A 15,957-nucleotide genomic window follows, 5' to 3' on the forward strand; every position below is an offset into this window, starting at 1 on the left:
TTAACATTGCTTGCCACAGTAAACTGTGAAGTGTGGCAGAAAACGGCGGCGGGTAACGCGGGGAAGTTCACAGTTGTGCCCAACAAGATCTGAGGAATTCCCGCGGCTTAGCCGGTTGAGATGGATATTCGGCGTAAAAAAAACTAGTCTGCTAGCAGAGACAGAGGGAAATTTCCCACGGAGATGCAGAGTTGAGGTGCATGATGTTAGAGCGAATTTGCCAACTGTCCCGCGAGGCGGGGGCGGCGATCATGGCGGTGTACGACGGTGAACAACCGCTTGATGTCGCACAGAAAAAAGATGACTCACCGGTGACGGCGGCCGATCTGGCGGCGCATCACATCATCAAGCGCGGCCTGGCGGCCCTGACGCCGGAGGTGCCGCTGCTGTCGGAAGAGGATCCGCCGGCGTGGGAAGAGCGCCGCAACTGGACGCGCTACTGGCTGGTCGATCCGCTGGACGGCACCAAAGAGTTCTTGCATCGCAATGGCGAGTTCACGGTCAATATCGCCCTGATTGAAGACGGGCAGGCGGTGATGGGCGTGGTGTACGCCCCGGCGATCGACGTGTTGTATCTGGCGGAGCGCGGCAAGGCCTGGAAAGAAGAGAAGGGCGTGCGGCAGGCGATCGGCGTCAGCAACGCGCATCCGCCGCTGGTGGTGGTGAGCCGCTCGCATATCGACGACGAATTGAAAGACTATCTGCAGCAGCTGGGCGAGCACCAGACCGTGTCCGTCGGTTCCTCACTGAAGTTCTGCCTGGTGGCGGAAGGCAAGGCGCAGCTCTATCCGCGCTTCGGGCCAACCAATATTTGGGATACCGCCGCAGGACACGCGGTGGCGGTGGCCGCCGGGGCGCAAATTCACGATTGGCAGGGCAAGCCGTTGCTCTATACCCCGCGTGAATCTTTCCTCAACCCCGGCTTCCGGGTTTCGCTGTTCTGAGTCAGTTCGCCAACAGCTGGTGCAGCTTGGACATCACCTGCTGCACCTCTTCCGGCGTCAGCGCGCCGTCTTTGGCGAACTGAATGCGCCCTTGCTTATCCAGCACCACGATGGCGGAACCTTTCGGCTGCAGATCCCAGGCTTTGCGCACGTTGCCGTCGCTGTCGACGATAAACTGCGACCACGGGAACTCTTTCTTGCTGTCTTCGATGCTGCTGCGCACGAACATGGCGGTGCCCATCAGGGCATCGTCGGTGTTGACGATTGTCGTCGTTTGGTAACGATCGTGTGGTAGTTTCGCCTTCTTAATCGCTTCAATCAGTGGGTCGTTCATGTCTTTGGCGGAGCTGCGACCGGCAATGTGCTGTATCACCCGCACTTTTCCACTGAGCTGCGCGCTGTTCCAATTCTGGTAGCTAAAATTACCGTCAGCGTAATTGAGCTCTCCTTTATCGCTGACGCCAACCGGCGCCACGCGCTGCTGGAGCTGGAAGTTGTGCGCGGAAGCGAAAAGCGGGGCGAGCAGCAGGGATACCATCAGCATGCGACTTGTTTTCATGCTTTCTCCTTGTAAATGGGGGAATTTGTGCGACAGCACTTCGACAGCCTAAAGCATAGGATGTGATAAGAGGTCTGTCCTGTTAACCGGATCGCAGTTTTTCCCTTGGTTCGCTAATCATCAGATTTTGAAGGGATATCCTGAAAACGTTATAAATCATCATATACAATTCTGTCAAAAAGTGTAAATCCAGTGCAGATCACCGGGCGGAAGTGAACGATCTGGTCTTTACTGGGTCTACTACATGCAATCAAGTTGCGTTCTGAATTTCGAGGCTGCCACCTTTGGCGGCTCGCTGAGCGCATGGATCAACGGGAGGAGCGTAAAAGAATGAGAATCTTCCAGCGTTATAACCCTTTGAAAGTGGCGAAGTACGTTAAGACCCTGTTTCGCGGAAGGCTGTATATCAAGGACGTGGGCGCATTTGAATTCGACGAGGGGAAAATCCTGCCGCCGAAGATTCGCGACAAGCGCCATTTCAGCGTGATGTCCGAAGTGAACCGCCAGGTGCTGCTGCTGCAGGCCGAGGTCGGCTGAACACGGCGCTGACAGCGGTAAAAAAATGCGGCCCCGATGGGGCCGCTGATGTTTTTGTCCTTCGCGCCGTCAGGCCGCAGGCGTGTCGTCCGGCGCTTTCGGCAGCACCGCCGCCGGTTTGTCGCTCAGTCGGGTGACCAGCAGCTGATCTATCTTGTAGCTGTCGATATCCACCACTTCGAACTTGTAGCCGGCGTATTTGACGAAGTCGGTGCGTTTCGGGATCTTGCGCAGCATGTACATCATAAAGCCGCCAATGGTTTCGTAGTTGCCCGCCTGCGGGAACTCGTCGATATCCAGCACGCGCATCACGTCGTCGATCGGCGTGCCGCCTTCAATCAGCCATGAGCTTTCGTCGCGCGCCACGATCTGCTCTTCCTGGCCCTGGCCGACCAGATCGCCCATCAGCGTGGTCATCACGTCGTTAAGGGTGATGATGCCCACCACCAACGCATATTCATTGAGGATCACCGCGAAGTCTTCGCCGGCGGTTTTGAAGCTTTCCAGCGCTTCGGACAGCGTCAACGTGTCCGGCACGATCAGCGCCGAGCGGATCTGCACGCCGCTGCTCAGCACCAGGCTCTGGTTGCCCAGCACGCGGTTCAGCAGGTCTTTGGAATCGACGTAACCCACCACCTGATCGATATGGCCGTCGCACACCAGGAACTTGGAGTGCGGATGGGTCGAGACCTTCTCCTTGATGCTCTCTTCGCTTTCGCGCAGATCGAAGTACACCACGCTTTCGCGCGAGGTCATCGAAGACGGCACGGTGCGCGATTCCAGTTCGAACACGTTTTCAATCAGCTCGTGCTCCTGCTTGCGCAGCACGCCCGCCAGGGCGCCGGCTTCTACCACCGCGTAGATGTCATCGGAGGTGATGTCGTCTTTACGCACCATCGGCAGCTTGAACATGCGGAAGATCAGGTTGGCCATGCCGTTGAAGAACCACACCAGCGGGCGGAAGATCATGATGGAGAAACGCATCGGGTTGATGATCCGGACGGCGACCGTCTCTGGTGCAATCATACCGATGCGCTTCGGGGTCAAATCGGCGAACAGGATAAACAGGCTGGTCACCAGCACGAAGGAGCAGATGAAGCTGACCTGTTCCGCCAGTTCGGGCGACAGGAAGCGAATAAAGAACTGTTGGAAGGTGCCGGAAAACGCCGCGTCGCCGACGATACCGCCGAGGATGGCCACGGCGTTCAGGCCGATCTGCACCACGGTGAAGAAGATGCCTGGGGTTTCTTGCAGTTTAAGCACTCTGGCGGCGTTGATGTTGCCTTCGTCCGCCATCAGCTTCAGTTTGATCTTGCGCGAGGCGGCCAGAGAGATTTCCGACAGTGAGAAAAACGCACTCACCGCGATCAGAAAAAGAATCAGTAAAATACTGTTTAACATAATCTATCCATACGTGCCGACGGGATGCCGGCGCTCTTGAGGAAGGGTAGTACATAGTAAAAAAAGCAGCGATAACAACCAGAAGAGAAGCTATCGGGCCGCAGAAGCGGCCCGTACAGTATAGCAGTTGCCCCACAGGGGCCGCCAGCGGTTAAAAAAGTGCCGCCGGCCGGCATCGGATCAGCCCTGCGGCGGCAGGCAAACGCCGATGCCGCCCAGCCCGCAGTAACCTTCCGGGTTTTTGAACAGGTACTGCTGGTGATCGTCTTCCGCATAATAGAACGGCAGCGCCGGCGCGATCTCGGTGGTGATGACGCGCTTGTCGCCCGCCGCCGCCATCGCCTGCTGGAAGCGTTGCAGGCTGCTTTCCGCCTCGGCCTGCTGCTCTGGGCTCAGCGTGTAAATCGCCGAGCGGTACTGCGTGCCGACGTCGCCGCCCTGGCGCATGCCCTGCGCCGGATCGTGATTTTCCCAGAACACCTGCAGCAGCTGCTTGTAGCTGACGACCTGCGGATCGAACACCACGCGCACCACTTCGGCGTGGCCGGTCTGGCCGCTGCACACTTCGCGGTAGGTCGGGTTCGGCGTGTAGCCGCCGCTGTAGCCGGCGGCGGTGCTGTAGACGCCCGGCTGTTGCCAGAACAGACGCTCAACGCCCCAGAAACAGCCCATGGCGAAGATCGCCACTTCCATGCCGGCCGGCACCTGAGTCATCGAGTGTTCGGTGACGACGTTGAGCGTTGCGACAGGCATTGGCGTGGTGCGGCCAGGCAGCGCGCTTGCCTTATCGACGGTTTGTGATTTATCAAAAAATGGCACCACGGTTGACTCCTGTTGTCACAGTAAGAATTGACCCTACATGGCGGCGGTTCGGTTGTATCTCACCGCGTCTTTGCCCACAATAAGCGGCAAGTGGGATTTTGTATAAGCTTAACGCAGTATTTTGAGCGCCAAAAGTGAAGAATTCGCCTGTTGCGCGGCGGCAAAGCGCGGCGGGCGGCGTCCGGAAGAAGGTTGAAGAGGGCTGCCGTCATGATAGCGCGGAGTCTGCCCTGGCCCCGGAGCGAACACCATAACAGGAAAGTAAAATCAATAAGGAGAACACGTGCCAAAGTACCCGGTCATGTGCTTGATATCTGTGTTGCTTGCGGCACCTGCAGCCTATGCGGCCAACGTGCGGCTGCAGGTGGAGGGGTTAAGCGGAGAGTTGGAAAAAAACGTCCGGGTGCGGCTGTCGTCGATCACGCCTGAAGAGGTCGGCACCGACGGTCGCTTCCGCGCACGGGTGGATGAGGCGGTGCGCCAGGGGCTGCGCGCGCTCGGCTATTACCAGCCGACCATCGAGTTTACGCTGGACGATCGGCCGGGGATGTCGCGTCCGGTGCTGCATGCCAAGGTCAATCCGGGCGAACCGGTGCGCATCGCCGGCGCCAACATCGTGCTGGAAGGCGGTGCGAAGACCGATGAGGACTACCTGGCGCTGGTAAAGAAGGATCGGCCGACCATCGGCGAGATCCTCAACCACGGCAAGTATGACAGTTTCAAAGGCTCGCTGACCGGCCTGGCGCTGCGCAAGGGTTACTTCGACGCCGATATGACCAAAAGCCAACTCGGCGTGGCAGAAGATCTGCACAAGGCGTTTTGGGATATCGATTTCAACAGCGGCGAACGTTACCGCTTCGGCAAGGTGAAATTCACCGGTTCGCAAATCCGCGAAGACTATCTGCAAAATCTGGTGCCCTTTCATCAGGGGGATTACTACAGTTCGGAGGATTTGGCCGAGCTGAACCGCCGTTTGTCCGCCACCAACTGGTTCAACTCGGTGGTGGTGTCCCCTGATTTCAACGATGCCAAAGAGAACAAGATTTTGCCGTTGGACGCGCTGGTAACGCCGCGTACGCGCAATACCATCGAAACCGGTATCGGTTACTCCACCGACGTCGGCCCGCGGGTGAAAGGCACCTGGAAAAAGCCCTGGCTCAACGATCGCGGCCACAGCCTGGAAACCAGCGCCAGCGTGTCGGCGCCGGAGCAGCAGCTGGATCTGACCTATAAGATCCCGCTGCTGAAGAATCCGCTGGAGCAGTATTACCTGCTGCAGGGCGGGCTCAAGAACGTCGACCTTAACGACACCAAATCCGTGACCTCCAAAGTGGTGGCTTCGCGCAACTGGGATCTCTCCAGCGGCTGGCAGCGGGCGATCAACCTGACCTGGCGCTGGGATAACTTTACCCAGGGCAACGTCAGCAACACCACCATGCTGCTGTACCCCGGCGTCAGCTTCAACCGCACCCGCTCGCGCGGCGGCCTGATGCCGACCTGGGGCGACAGCCAGCGCTACTCCATCGACGTATCCGACACCACCTGGGGCTCGGGCGTGGACTTCGCGCTGATGCAGGCGCAGAACGTCTGGATCCGCACGCTCGCCGACAAGCATCGTTTCGTGGCGCGCGGGCAGGTGGGATGGATAGAAACCAACGACTTCGACAAGGTGCCGCCGGATTTGCGCTTCTTCGCCGGCGGTGACCGCAGCATTCGCGGCTACAAGTACAAAGACATTTCTCCGCGCGGCGACGACGGCAAGCTGACCGGCGCCTCCAAGATGCTGACCGGCTCGCTGGAGTATCAATACAACGTGACCGGCAAATGGTGGGGGGCGATGTTCGTCGATTCCGGTGAAGCGGTGAACGATATCAAGCAGAGCAACTTCAAGACCGGCGCCGGCGTAGGCGTGCGCTGGCAGTCGCCGGTGGGGCCGGTGAAGCTGGATATCGCCGCGCCCGTGGGAGACAAGGACACTCACGGGATGCAGTTCTACATCGGTTTGGGGCCTGAACTATGAGCCTGGTTAAAAAGATTTGTCTCGGATTTCTGGTCGTTCTGCTGCTGCTGATCGGCGGACTGGCCTTTCTGGTGGGGACCACCACCGGTTTGCATATGGTCATCAACGGCGCGGCGCGCTGGGTGCCGGGGCTGGAGATCGCCGGCGTCAGCGGCGGCTGGCGCGATCTGACGCTGAAGGGCGTGAAGTATCAGATGCCGGGCGTGACGGTCAACGCCGGGCAATTCCATCTGTCCCTCGATCTCTCCTGCTTTAAACGCAGCTCGCTGTGCGTCAACGCCTTGACTGCTCAGGACGTGGACGTGGCGGTGAACACCAAAGAGATGGCGCCCTCCGCGCCGGTGGAGGAGAGCAGCGAGCCGACCACCAATCTCAGTACGCCTTATCCGATCACCCTGCGCCTGTTGGCGCTGAACAACGTCAAGGTCACCGTCGACGACACCGCCATTTCTCTGGCCGAGTTCCGCACCGGCGCACAGTGGCAAGAGCGTGCGCTGACGCTGATGCCGACCAAGATCGGCTCGTTGCTGATCGCCTTGCCGAAAACGCCGCAAAATCCGTTGCCGGAAGCGGTGCAACCGGCGGTCGAGGTGGCGAAAAAGGTCGGTGAGCAGGTTACCGACGCGGCGAAACCGGCGCCGCAGCCGGAAGAGAAGCCGCTTGGCGAAACGCTGAAGGAACTGTTCGCCAAACCGCTGTTGCCGGATCTGCCGGACATCCGCCTGCCGCTGGATATCACCGTGAAAGAGATCAGCGGCGAACAGCTGCGCTTGACCGGCGATACCGACGTGCTGATCACGAGTCTGTTGCTGCAGGCCAGCACGCAGGATCAGCATATCCAGCTGGACAACTTCGACGTGAAGTCGCCGCAGGGTACGCTGTCGGTGCAGGGGCAGGCGACCCTGACCGGCGATTGGCCGGTGGCCCTGACCGCCAACAGCGCGTTGAACATCGACCCGTTGAAGGGCGAGAAGGTGAAGCTGAACATCGGCGGCGGGTTGCGTGATGAGCTGAAGGTCGCGCTGAACCTGTCCGGCCCGGTCGGTGCCCAGCTTGATGTGCAAACCCGGCTGGCCGAAGCCGGCCTGCCGCTGGCGCTGACGCTGCAGAGCAAACAGCTGAAATGGCCGCTGAGCGGCGAGGCGCAGTACCAGGTTAACGATTTCCGCCTGCGCTTTAACGGCAAGGCGACCGACTATGCGTTGTCGACGCGCGCCAATCTGAAAGGTCAGGATCTGCCGCCGGCGGTGCTGACGCTGGACGGCAAAGGCAACGTCGAGCAGTTCAAGCTGGAGCGCCTGCGGCTGGCGGCGCTGCAGGGTAATACCGATCTCACCGCGCTGGTGGACTGGAGCAAGGCCATCAGCTGGAACTCGCAATTGACGCTGAGCGGCATCAATACCGCCAAGCAGTGGCCGGAATGGCCGGCGAAACTCGACGGCAAGATCACCACGCGCGGCAGCCTGCACGGCGGCAGCTGGCAGCTGCAGGTGCCGGTGCTGCAGCTGGACGGCAACGTGAAGCAGAACAAGGTCACGGCGCGCGGCACGCTGAGCGGCAACGCCGCCGGGCAGTGGAAAATCCCCGGCATCGATCTGACGTTGGGGCGCAACCAGCTGAACGTCAAAGGACAGCTGGACGAGAAGAGCTGGAACCTGGACGCCAACATCGACGCGCCGCGTCTGGACGGCGCGCTGCCGGGCCTGGGCGGCACCGCCAAAGGGCTGCTGAAGCTGCGCGGCAATCTGCAGGCGCCTCAGCTGCTGGCGGATTTGACCGCCTCCGGTTTGCAGTGGCAGGCGCTGCGCATCAACCGGGTGAAGATCGACGGTGACGTGCGCTCCACGGATCAGATCCAGGGGCAGTTGGCGGTTCGCGTCGAGCAGCTGAAGCAGGACGCGCTGGAAGTCAGCCTGCTGACCCTGGACGCCAAAGGCAGCGAGAAGCAGCATCAGCTGCAGTTGAAGATCGACGGTAAGCCGGTCTCCGGCCAGCTGGCGCTGCAGGGCAGCTTCGATCGTCAGCAGCAGCGCTGGCGCGGCAATCTGAACAATACCCGCTTCGATACGCCGGTGGGGGAGTGGCGCCTGACGCGCGCCATCGCGCTGGACTACCTGAACACCGCGCAGAAAATCAGCATCGGGCCGCACTGTTGGCAGAACCCGAATGCCGAGCTGTGCGTGCCGAAGACCATCGAAGCCGGCCAGAGCGGCCAGGCCAGCGTGGTGCTCAACCGGTTCGATCTGGCGATGATCAAGCCGTTCCTCGGCCCGGAGACCGCCCTGAGCGGCGTGTTCACCGGCCGGGCCGACGTCAGCTGGAAACCGGGCGGCGCGCTGCCGGAGGCGAAGGTCACGTTGGCCGGCAACGGCGTCAAGGTGGTGCAGCAGGTGCAGGGCAACGCGCTGCCGATCGCCTTCGATACGCTGACCCTCAACGCCGGTCTGAACAACGGCCGCGCGCAGGCCGACTGGCGGATCAAACTGACCAACAACGGCCAGTTCGACGGCAATATCCAGGTGGCGGATCCGCAGGTGCGGCGCACCATCAGCGGCAACGTCAATATCACCAACATTTCGTTGGCGCTGATCAACCCAGCGCTGATGAAGGGCGAAAGCGCGGCGGGCATGCTGAACGCCAACCTGCGTCTGGGCGGCAGCGCGCAGAAGCCGCTGGTGTTCGGGCGTCTGGCGTTGGATCGGGCGAAGGTGCAGGGCCACTGGATGCCGTTCGATATGACCGACGCGCGGCTGGCGGTGAATTTCAATGGCATGACCTCGACGCTGGAAGGGCTGCTCAGCACCACGCGCGGCCAGCTGAATCTGGCGGGCGATGCCGACTGGCGTGACATCAACGCCTGGCGTGCGCGCATTGCCGCCAAGGGCGACAAGCTGCGGGTGACGGTGCCGCCGATGATCCGCATCGACGTGTCGCCGGATCTGGTGTTCGAAGCCACGCCGCAGCTGTTCTCGCTCAACGGCAAGGTCGACATCCCTTGGGCGCGCATCACGGTGCAGGAGCTGCCGGAAAGCGCGGTGGGCGTCTCTTCCGACGAAGTGATGCTGGACGACCAGCTGAAGCCGATTCAACCGAAGACCGCCTCGATTCCGATCAACAGCAACCTGATGATCCACGTCGGCAATGACGTGCGGCTGGACGCCTTCGGCCTCAAAGCCCGCTTGAAGGGTGATTTGAAAGTGGTGCAGGACAAGAAAGGGCTGGGCCTCAACGGCCAGATTGACATCCCTTCCGGTCGCTTCCATGCTTATGGTCAGGATTTGATCGTGCGTAAAGGGCAGCTGATGTTCTCCGGCCCGCCGGATCAGCCGCTGCTCAATATCGAAGCGATCCGCAACCCGGAATCCACCGAGGACGACGTGACCGCCGGCGTGCGCGTGACCGGCCTGGCGGATGCGCCGAAGCTGGAAGTGTTCTCCGATCCGGCCAAATCGCAACAGGAAGCCCTGTCTTATCTGCTGCGCGGCCAGGGCTTGAACAGCTCAGGCGCCGACGGCAACGCCATGACGTCGATGTTAATCGGCATGGGGGTTGCACAAAGTGGTCAACTTGTGGGTAAAATCGGCGAGGCATTCGGCGTGAGTAATTTGGCTCTGGACACTCAAGGGGTTGGCGACAATTCCCAGGTTGTCGTGAGCGGCTATGTCCTCCCAGGCTTACAAGTAAAATATGGGGTGGGCATTTTCGACTCGCTGGCCACGCTGACGTTGCGTTATCGCCTGATGCCTAAGTTGTATCTTGAAGCGGTGTCTGGTCTCGACCAGGCATTAGATTTGCTCTATCAGTTTGAGTTTTAGCGATGCGAATAATTGTCTACGGCAGTTTACGACGCAAACAGGGAAACAGCCATTGGATGACCAACGCCCAATGGCTCGGCGAGCACGAGCTCGAAGGCTATCAGATTTACAATCTGGGCCATTACCCGGCGGCGATCCCTGGAGAGGGCACGATACATTGCGAGGTGTATCGTATTAACTCATCGATTCTGGCAGAGCTGGACGAACTGAAAAGCAACACCAAGGACTATAAGCGCGAGCTGATTCAGACGCCTTATGGGAGTGCGTGGATCTACCTGTACAAACACAGCGTGGACGGTTACCCGCGAATTACCAGCGGTGACTGGCTGAAGCGTCTCGAAGAACAGTAAGAAAAAAAACACCGCTCAATGAGCGGTGTTTTTTCATCGGACGGCGGCTGGAATTACTTCTTGGCAGCGCGTTCGAAGGAGGCGATGATTTCCGCTTTAGCCGCAGCAGCGTCTGCCCAGCCTTCCACTTTCACCCATTTGCCTTTTTCCAGATCTTTGTAGTGCTCGAAGAAGTGAGCGATCTGGGCTTTCAGCAGTTCCGGCAGGTCGTTCACGTCTTTCACGTGATCGTACTCTTTGGTCAGCTTGCTGTGCGGCACCGCAACCAGCTTGGCGTCTTCACCGGCTTCGTCGGTCATTTTCAGCACGCCAACCGGACGGCAGCGGATCACGGAGCCCGGCTGCAGCGGGTATGGGGTTGGAACCAGCACGTCAACCGGGTCACCGTCCAGAGACAGGGTGTGGTTGATGTAGCCGTAGTTGCACGGGTAGAACATCGCGGTGGACATGAAACGGTCAACGAACAGCGCGCCGGTTTCTTTGTCGATTTCGTATTTGATTGGATCGGCGTTGGCCGGGATTTCGATTACTACGTAGATGTCTTCCGGCAGGTCTTTGCCAGCAGGGACCAGATTCAAGCTCATGTCGGTTTCCTTTAATCATCAAACCAGAAATGGAGTGGCGGCTATTATAGCGGACTCTTTTGCGATTTCCTGCCCTTTTCATCGTCGAAAACCCCGCGCGCCGACGCAGGGATAATTTCCAGATTAATCCCGCCGCGGCATGAAGTTTTGCCTCCGCCTGCCGATAACTTCAACAAACAATAATGAGCCAGCAAAGCTGGCTCCGCGTTTTGCCACCCCTACTACGTCTGATCTCACTATTCTGAAGCCGGGAAGAACTCATGCTAAAAAAGATTACGGTGAAGGCTGGGCTGATCGCCCTGCTGAGCCTGATGACCATGCTGCTGATCATGGTCAGCGTTATTGGCGTCAACGCGATTAACGAAGGATCGCGCTCGATCCATACCTTAAACCAGATCCTCGGCGAAGAGCTGGGCTCGCTGGCCAACAGCTCCAACCTGACGCTGCGCGCCCGAACCGCCGCCTCGCTGGCGGTGCGCCAACGGGAGATCGGCCAGACTGATGTCTCCGACGCCACCGTGGGCCGCATCTACGGCTACCTCGAGCAGTCGAACAAGGAAATGGCGCGCTTTGTCGGCGTCGGCACCGTGACCGAGCGCGGCCGCGAACTCTCCAGCCGCCTGCAAAACAGCTATCGCGCCTATCTGGAGCAGGGCGTGAAGCCGATGGCCGCCGCCATCAAGGCCGGCAAGATCGATGAGTATTACCATATCCAGGAGACGCGCATTTCCGCCTTGAGCATCGCGTTTGAAAAGGATCTCACCGATTTCCGCAGCTTCGCCATGAAGCTCGGCGAGAAGCAGGTGTATGAGGCGGAAAGCAACGCCAGCACCAAGATCTCGCTGATCGTGGTGGCGGGCCTGCTCAGCGTGCTGTTGGCGTTGCTGGCCTGGTTCGCGCTGCGCGTGATCATTTTGCGTCCGCTGGATGAGTCCATCGCGCAGCTGGAACACATCGCCGGCGGCGATCTGACCCACGAGATCCGCGGCGAGGGCGATACCGAGATGGGGCGCCTGGTGCGGGCGATGCAGCGCATGCAGCAGGCGCTGGCCAGTTCGGTCAGCAAAGTGCGCGACGCCAGCAGCCAGATCGACACCGGTTCGCGCGAACTGGCGGCCGGCAACCTGCATCTGGCGCAGCGCACCGAAGAATCGGCCGCGTCGCTGGAAGAGACCGCCGCCAGCATGGAACAGCTGACCTCGACGGTGAAAATGAACGCCGAGAACTGTGAACAGGCCAACCAGCTGGCGCTGAGCGTGTCCGATATCGCCAACCAGGGCAGTGAGGTGGTCAGCCAGGTGATGAGCAAGATGCAGGCGATCACCGACAGCTCGCGCCGCATCGCCGATATCATCAGCGTGATGGACGGCATCGCCTTCCAGACCAACATCCTGGCGCTGAACGCGGCGGTGGAAGCCGCGCGCGCCGGCGAACAGGGCCGCGGTTTCGCGGTGGTGGCCGGTGAAGTGCGCAACCTGGCGCAGCGCAGCGCCCAGTCGGCGAAAGAGATCAAAGGGCTGATCGAAGCGTCGCAAAACCGGGTGCAGGAAGGCGAACAGATGGTGGAGTCGGCGGCGCAGACCATGAGCGGCATCACCGGTGAAGTGGGCCGGGTGACGGCGTTGATGCGTGAGATCTCGGCGGCGACGCGCGAACAAAGCAGCGGTATCGAACAGGTGAACCTGGCGGTGGCGCAGATGGATCAGGTGGCGCAACAGAATGCGGCGCTGGTGGAGGAGTCTGCGGCGGCGACGCGCTCGCTGGAAGATCAGGCTCAGCTGCTGGCGCAGAGCATGGCGGCGTTCAAGCTGTAAGGCAATAAGGGTTCGGCAAGGCGCCGAACCCTGGCAAAGAACGCGTTACTCGTCCGGGTTTTCGGCGATGAAGCGTTCTGCGTCTTCCACCATCGACTTGGTGCCGACGAAGAATGGCGCGCGCTGGTGCAGTTTCACCGGCGTGATGTCCAGAATGCGGTTTTTGCCGTCGCTGGCCTTGCCGCCGGCCTGTTCGGCCAGGAACGCCATCGGGTTGCATTCGTACAGCAGGCGCAGCTTGCCTTGCGGGTGGCTGGCGGTGCTTGGGTAGATGTAGATGCCGCCTTTCAGCAGGTTGCGGTGGAAGTCCGCCACCAGAGAACCGATGTAGCGCGAGGTGTAAGGGCGCTGTGTCGCTTCATCCTGCTCCTGGCAGTACTTGATGTATTTCTTCACGCCGAGAGGGAACTTGATGTAGTTGCCTTCGTTGATGGAATACATGTTGCCGCTCGCCGGGAAACGCACTTTCTCGTGAGAGAGACAGAACACGCCCAGAGACGGATCGTACGTGAAGGCGTGGACGCCGTAACCGGTGGTGTACACCAGCATGGTGGACGAACCGTAAACCACGTAACCCGCTGCGACCTGGGCGCTGCCCGGCTGCAGGAAGTCTTCTTCGGTCACCGGCGTGCCGACCGGCGTGATGCGACGATAGATAGAGAAAATCGTACCGACCGAGACGTTGACATCGATGTTGGACGAACCGTCCAACGGATCCATCAATACGACATACTTGGCATTTTCAGCTCGCTCGCCGTCGAATATCACGATTTCATCTTCTTCTTCGGAAGCGATACCCGCAACTTCACCACGCGCTTTCAACGCCGCTTTCAGTTTTTCGTTCGCGTACAGGTCCAGTTTCATCTGAACTTCGCCCTGTACGTTGGACACCCCGCTGGTCCCCAGAATATCAACCAGGCCGGCCTTGTTGATGTCGCGGTGAATGATTTTGGCGCCCAGTTTAATGGCAGAAAGTAACGCGGTCAGCTCGCCGGTGGCGTGCGAGAAGTCGTGCTGTTTCTCGACGATAAATTCGCCTAACGTTTTCATGACACAATCCCTGAATCTACGGATGGATAGCGGCCTGTTAACAAACCGCCAACGTTTTCGCGAGCAGTGTAGCCCAAAGATGCGCGCCATTCATAGGCAAATCCATTTCTTCTGGACGATTCTGAGCGTTAGAATATGCCAACATTCGATGCACTCACATGAGAAACCTATGCGCATTCACATTCTTGGGATCTGTGGCACCTTTATGGGCGGGCTGGCGATGCTGGCGCGCTCACTGGGGCATGACGTCACCGGTTCGGACGCCAACGTCTATCCGCCGATGAGCACGCTGCTGGAGAACCAGGGGATCGATCTTATTCAGGGTTATGATCCGGCCCAGCTGGATCCGGCGCCGGATCTGGTGATCATCGGCAACGCCATGACGCGCGGCAACCCGTGCGTGGAGGCGGTGCTGGAGCGTGGTATCCCTTACGTTTCCGGCCCGCAGTGGCTGCACGACGCCGTGTTGCGCGATCGCTGGGTACTGGCGGTCGCCGGCACCCACGGCAAAACCACCACCGCCGGCATGGCGACCTGGATCCTCGAAGCCTGCGGCTACCAGCCGGGCTTCGTCATCGGCGGCGTGCCGGGCAACTTCGACGTCTCGGCTCGCCTCGGCGGCAGCCCGTTCTTCGTGATCGAGGCCGACGAGTATGACTGCGCGTTCTTCGACAAGCGCTCCAAGTTCGTGCACTACAGCCCGCGCACGCTGATCATGAACAACCTGGAGTTCGACCACGCCGATATCTTCGACGATCTGAAAGCCATTCAGAAACAATTCCACCACCTGGTGCGCCTGGTGCCGGGCAAAGGCAAGATCATCCTGCCGGACAACGACAGCCACCTGAAGCAGGTGATGGCGATGGGCTGCTGGAGCGAACAGGAGCTGGTGGGCGAAGAGGGCACCTGGCGCGCGCAGAAGCTGACGCCGGACGCCAGTCATTACGCGGTGTTCCTCGACGGCGTGCAGGTCGGCGAAGTGAACTGGGCGCTGGTGGGCGAGCACAACATGCATAACGGCCTGATGGCCATCGCGGCGACCCGTCACGTTGGCGTGCAGCCGGCGGACGCCTGCCGCGCCTTGGGCGACTTCATCAACGCCCGTCGCCGCCTGGAGCTGCGTGGCGAAGCCAACGGCGTCACGGTCTACGACGATTTCGCGCACCACCCGACGGCGATCCTGGCCACTCTGGCCGCGCTGCGCGGCAAGGTAGGCGGCACGGCGCGCATTCTGGCGGTGCTGGAGCCGCGATCCAACACCATGAAAATGGGCATCAGCAAAAACGATCTGGCGCCTTCGCTCGGCCGTGCCGATGAAGTGTTCCTGTTCCAGCCGCATCACATTCCGTGGCAGGTTGCGGAAGTGGCGGATGCCTGCGTGCAGCCGGCGCACTGGAGCGCGGATCTCGACACGCTGGTGGAGATGGTGGTGAAAACCGCACAGCCGGGCGACCACATTCTGGTGATGAGCAACGGCGGTTTCGGCGGCATTCACGATCGCCTGTTGGACGCGTTGGCGAAAAAGCAGGAACCGAAGGTGACCTACTGATTGTTCAGCCGCATAAGCCAACCTAAGGGCCGCATTCGCGGCCTTTTTTACGCCCATAAAAAAGCCCTCGCGAGCGAGGGCAACGGGGTTCGTCGGATAGGACGACGAGAGGGTCTCTGGGAAATCGGCGTTTGCGTCAGAACTCGGCAGTGGCAGTGACGAGGGTAATCAGCTCTGCAAAGCCGTTCCCAGAGTTGTTATTTGTAAATCTCGGCGGTGGCGTGGTAGTTGCCTTCGTTACGCGCTTCGATCACGCGGTAGGCGGTCGCGCCTTTAGCATCGGCTTTCTCCGACAGCGCCTGGCGAATGTCGGTCGGTGCGCCGTCGATACCGCTGACGGTAATGGTGCCGATAGATTGCAGATTGGCGGTCTGATCGTTAGTCACCAACTGGGCGGCAGACGCGCCAAAGGAGATGACAGACAGCAAACCGAGTGCAGCGAGAGTAGTTTTCATGTTCATGATAGCGATCCTTGGTCATAACAGCCTGGAAGGGCTTGGCAGCGATTTTTA

Annotated in this window: 13 protein-coding genes; 7 read left to right on the forward strand and 6 right to left on the reverse strand. The window is 60.0% G+C overall.

The genetic code is table 11. The features are described 5' to 3' along the window. The first annotated feature begins 203 nt into the window (after nt 1–203). A complete protein-coding gene (gene cysQ / locus ACUTQY_RS13360) occupies nt 204–944 on the forward strand; it encodes a 3'(2'),5'-bisphosphate nucleotidase CysQ (protein ID WP_033644177.1) in 741 nt (246 codons plus the stop codon). Between the two features lies 1 nt (nt 945). On the opposite strand, the gene ACUTQY_RS13365 is transcribed toward cysQ, so the two are convergent. Beyond that, nucleotides 946–1,503 carry a YtfJ family protein gene (locus ACUTQY_RS13365; RefSeq protein WP_025159587.1) on the reverse strand — a complete coding sequence of 186 codons (558 nt, stop codon included), beginning with the start codon at nt 1,501–1,503 and terminating at the stop codon, nt 946–948. 330 nt (nt 1,504–1,833) lie between these two features. Here ACUTQY_RS13365 and ACUTQY_RS13370 point away from each other — a divergent pair, with 330 nt between their 5' ends. Then, nucleotides 1,834–2,040, forward strand: coding sequence for a DUF1107 domain-containing protein (locus ACUTQY_RS13370; RefSeq protein WP_033641639.1), 207 nt, complete (start codon nt 1,834–1,836; stop codon nt 2,038–2,040). Between the two features lie 69 nt (nt 2,041–2,109). Here the strand turns inward: ACUTQY_RS13370 and ACUTQY_RS13375 are convergent, their stop codons facing one another. Together ACUTQY_RS13375 and msrA are read right to left on the reverse strand one after the other, a co-directional pair. Then, entirely contained in the window at nt 2,110–3,441 is a 1,332-nt protein-coding gene (locus ACUTQY_RS13375) for a hemolysin family protein (RefSeq protein WP_033641641.1), read from the reverse strand. Between the two features lie 180 nt (nt 3,442–3,621). Continuing rightward, the gene (msrA, locus tag ACUTQY_RS13380) at nt 3,622–4,260 is read right to left on the reverse strand and encodes a peptide-methionine (S)-S-oxide reductase MsrA (protein ID WP_089195519.1); all 639 of its coding nucleotides are present in this window, start codon (nt 4,258–4,260) and stop codon (nt 3,622–3,624) included. 304 nt (nt 4,261–4,564) lie between these two features. Between msrA and tamA the strand changes: the two genes are divergently transcribed. The 3 genes from tamA to ACUTQY_RS13395 are packed head-to-tail and all read left to right on the forward strand — an operon-like array spanning nt 4,565 to nt 10,448. After that, complete coding sequence (gene tamA, locus ACUTQY_RS13385; protein ID WP_169539905.1) at nt 4,565–6,283, forward strand: autotransporter assembly complex protein TamA; 1,719 nt, start codon at nt 4,565–4,567, stop codon at nt 6,281–6,283. Further along, nucleotides 6,280–10,098, forward strand: a complete 3,819-nt coding sequence (tamB, locus tag ACUTQY_RS13390) for an autotransporter assembly complex protein TamB (protein WP_033641644.1) — start codon at nt 6,280–6,282, stop codon at nt 10,096–10,098. Before tamA ends, tamB begins: the two co-directional genes overlap by 4 nt. Nucleotides 10,099–10,100: 2 nt before the next feature. After that, complete coding sequence (locus ACUTQY_RS13395) at nt 10,101–10,448, forward strand: gamma-glutamylcyclotransferase family protein (RefSeq protein ID WP_025159589.1); 348 nt, start codon at nt 10,101–10,103, stop codon at nt 10,446–10,448. A 53-nt stretch (nt 10,449–10,501) separates the two neighbouring features. Here the strand turns inward: ACUTQY_RS13395 and ppa are convergent, their stop codons facing one another. Continuing rightward, nucleotides 10,502–11,032 carry an inorganic diphosphatase gene (gene ppa / locus ACUTQY_RS13400; protein WP_004933594.1) on the reverse strand — a complete coding sequence of 177 codons (531 nt, stop codon included), beginning with the start codon at nt 11,030–11,032 and terminating at the stop codon, nt 10,502–10,504. A gap of 260 nt (nt 11,033–11,292) precedes the next feature. On the opposite strand from ppa, the gene ACUTQY_RS13405 reads away from it, so the two are divergent. After that, entirely contained in the window at nt 11,293–12,846 is a 1,554-nt protein-coding gene (locus tag ACUTQY_RS13405; protein ID WP_033651483.1) for a methyl-accepting chemotaxis protein, read from the forward strand. Between the two features lie 45 nt (nt 12,847–12,891). Here the strand turns inward: ACUTQY_RS13405 and fbp are convergent, their stop codons facing one another. Next, nucleotides 12,892–13,896 carry a class 1 fructose-bisphosphatase gene (fbp, locus tag ACUTQY_RS13410; RefSeq protein ID WP_004933587.1) on the reverse strand — a complete coding sequence of 335 codons (1,005 nt, stop codon included), beginning with the start codon at nt 13,894–13,896 and terminating at the stop codon, nt 12,892–12,894. A 169-nt stretch (nt 13,897–14,065) separates the two neighbouring features. Between fbp and mpl the strand changes: the two genes are divergently transcribed. After that, on the forward strand, nt 14,066–15,445 hold the full coding sequence (gene mpl, locus ACUTQY_RS13415; RefSeq protein WP_046688107.1) for a UDP-N-acetylmuramate:L-alanyl-gamma-D-glutamyl-meso-diaminopimelate ligase: 1,380 nt from the start codon (nt 14,066–14,068) through the stop codon (nt 15,443–15,445). 197 nt (nt 15,446–15,642) lie between these two features. On the opposite strand, the gene yhcN is transcribed toward mpl, so the two are convergent. After that, a complete protein-coding gene (gene yhcN / locus ACUTQY_RS13420; protein WP_025305042.1) occupies nt 15,643–15,906 on the reverse strand; it encodes a peroxide/acid stress response protein YhcN in 264 nt (87 codons plus the stop codon). Nucleotides 15,907–15,957: the final 51 nt, after the last annotated feature.

This window comes from Serratia sp. TSA_130.1 (assembly GCF_052691795.1).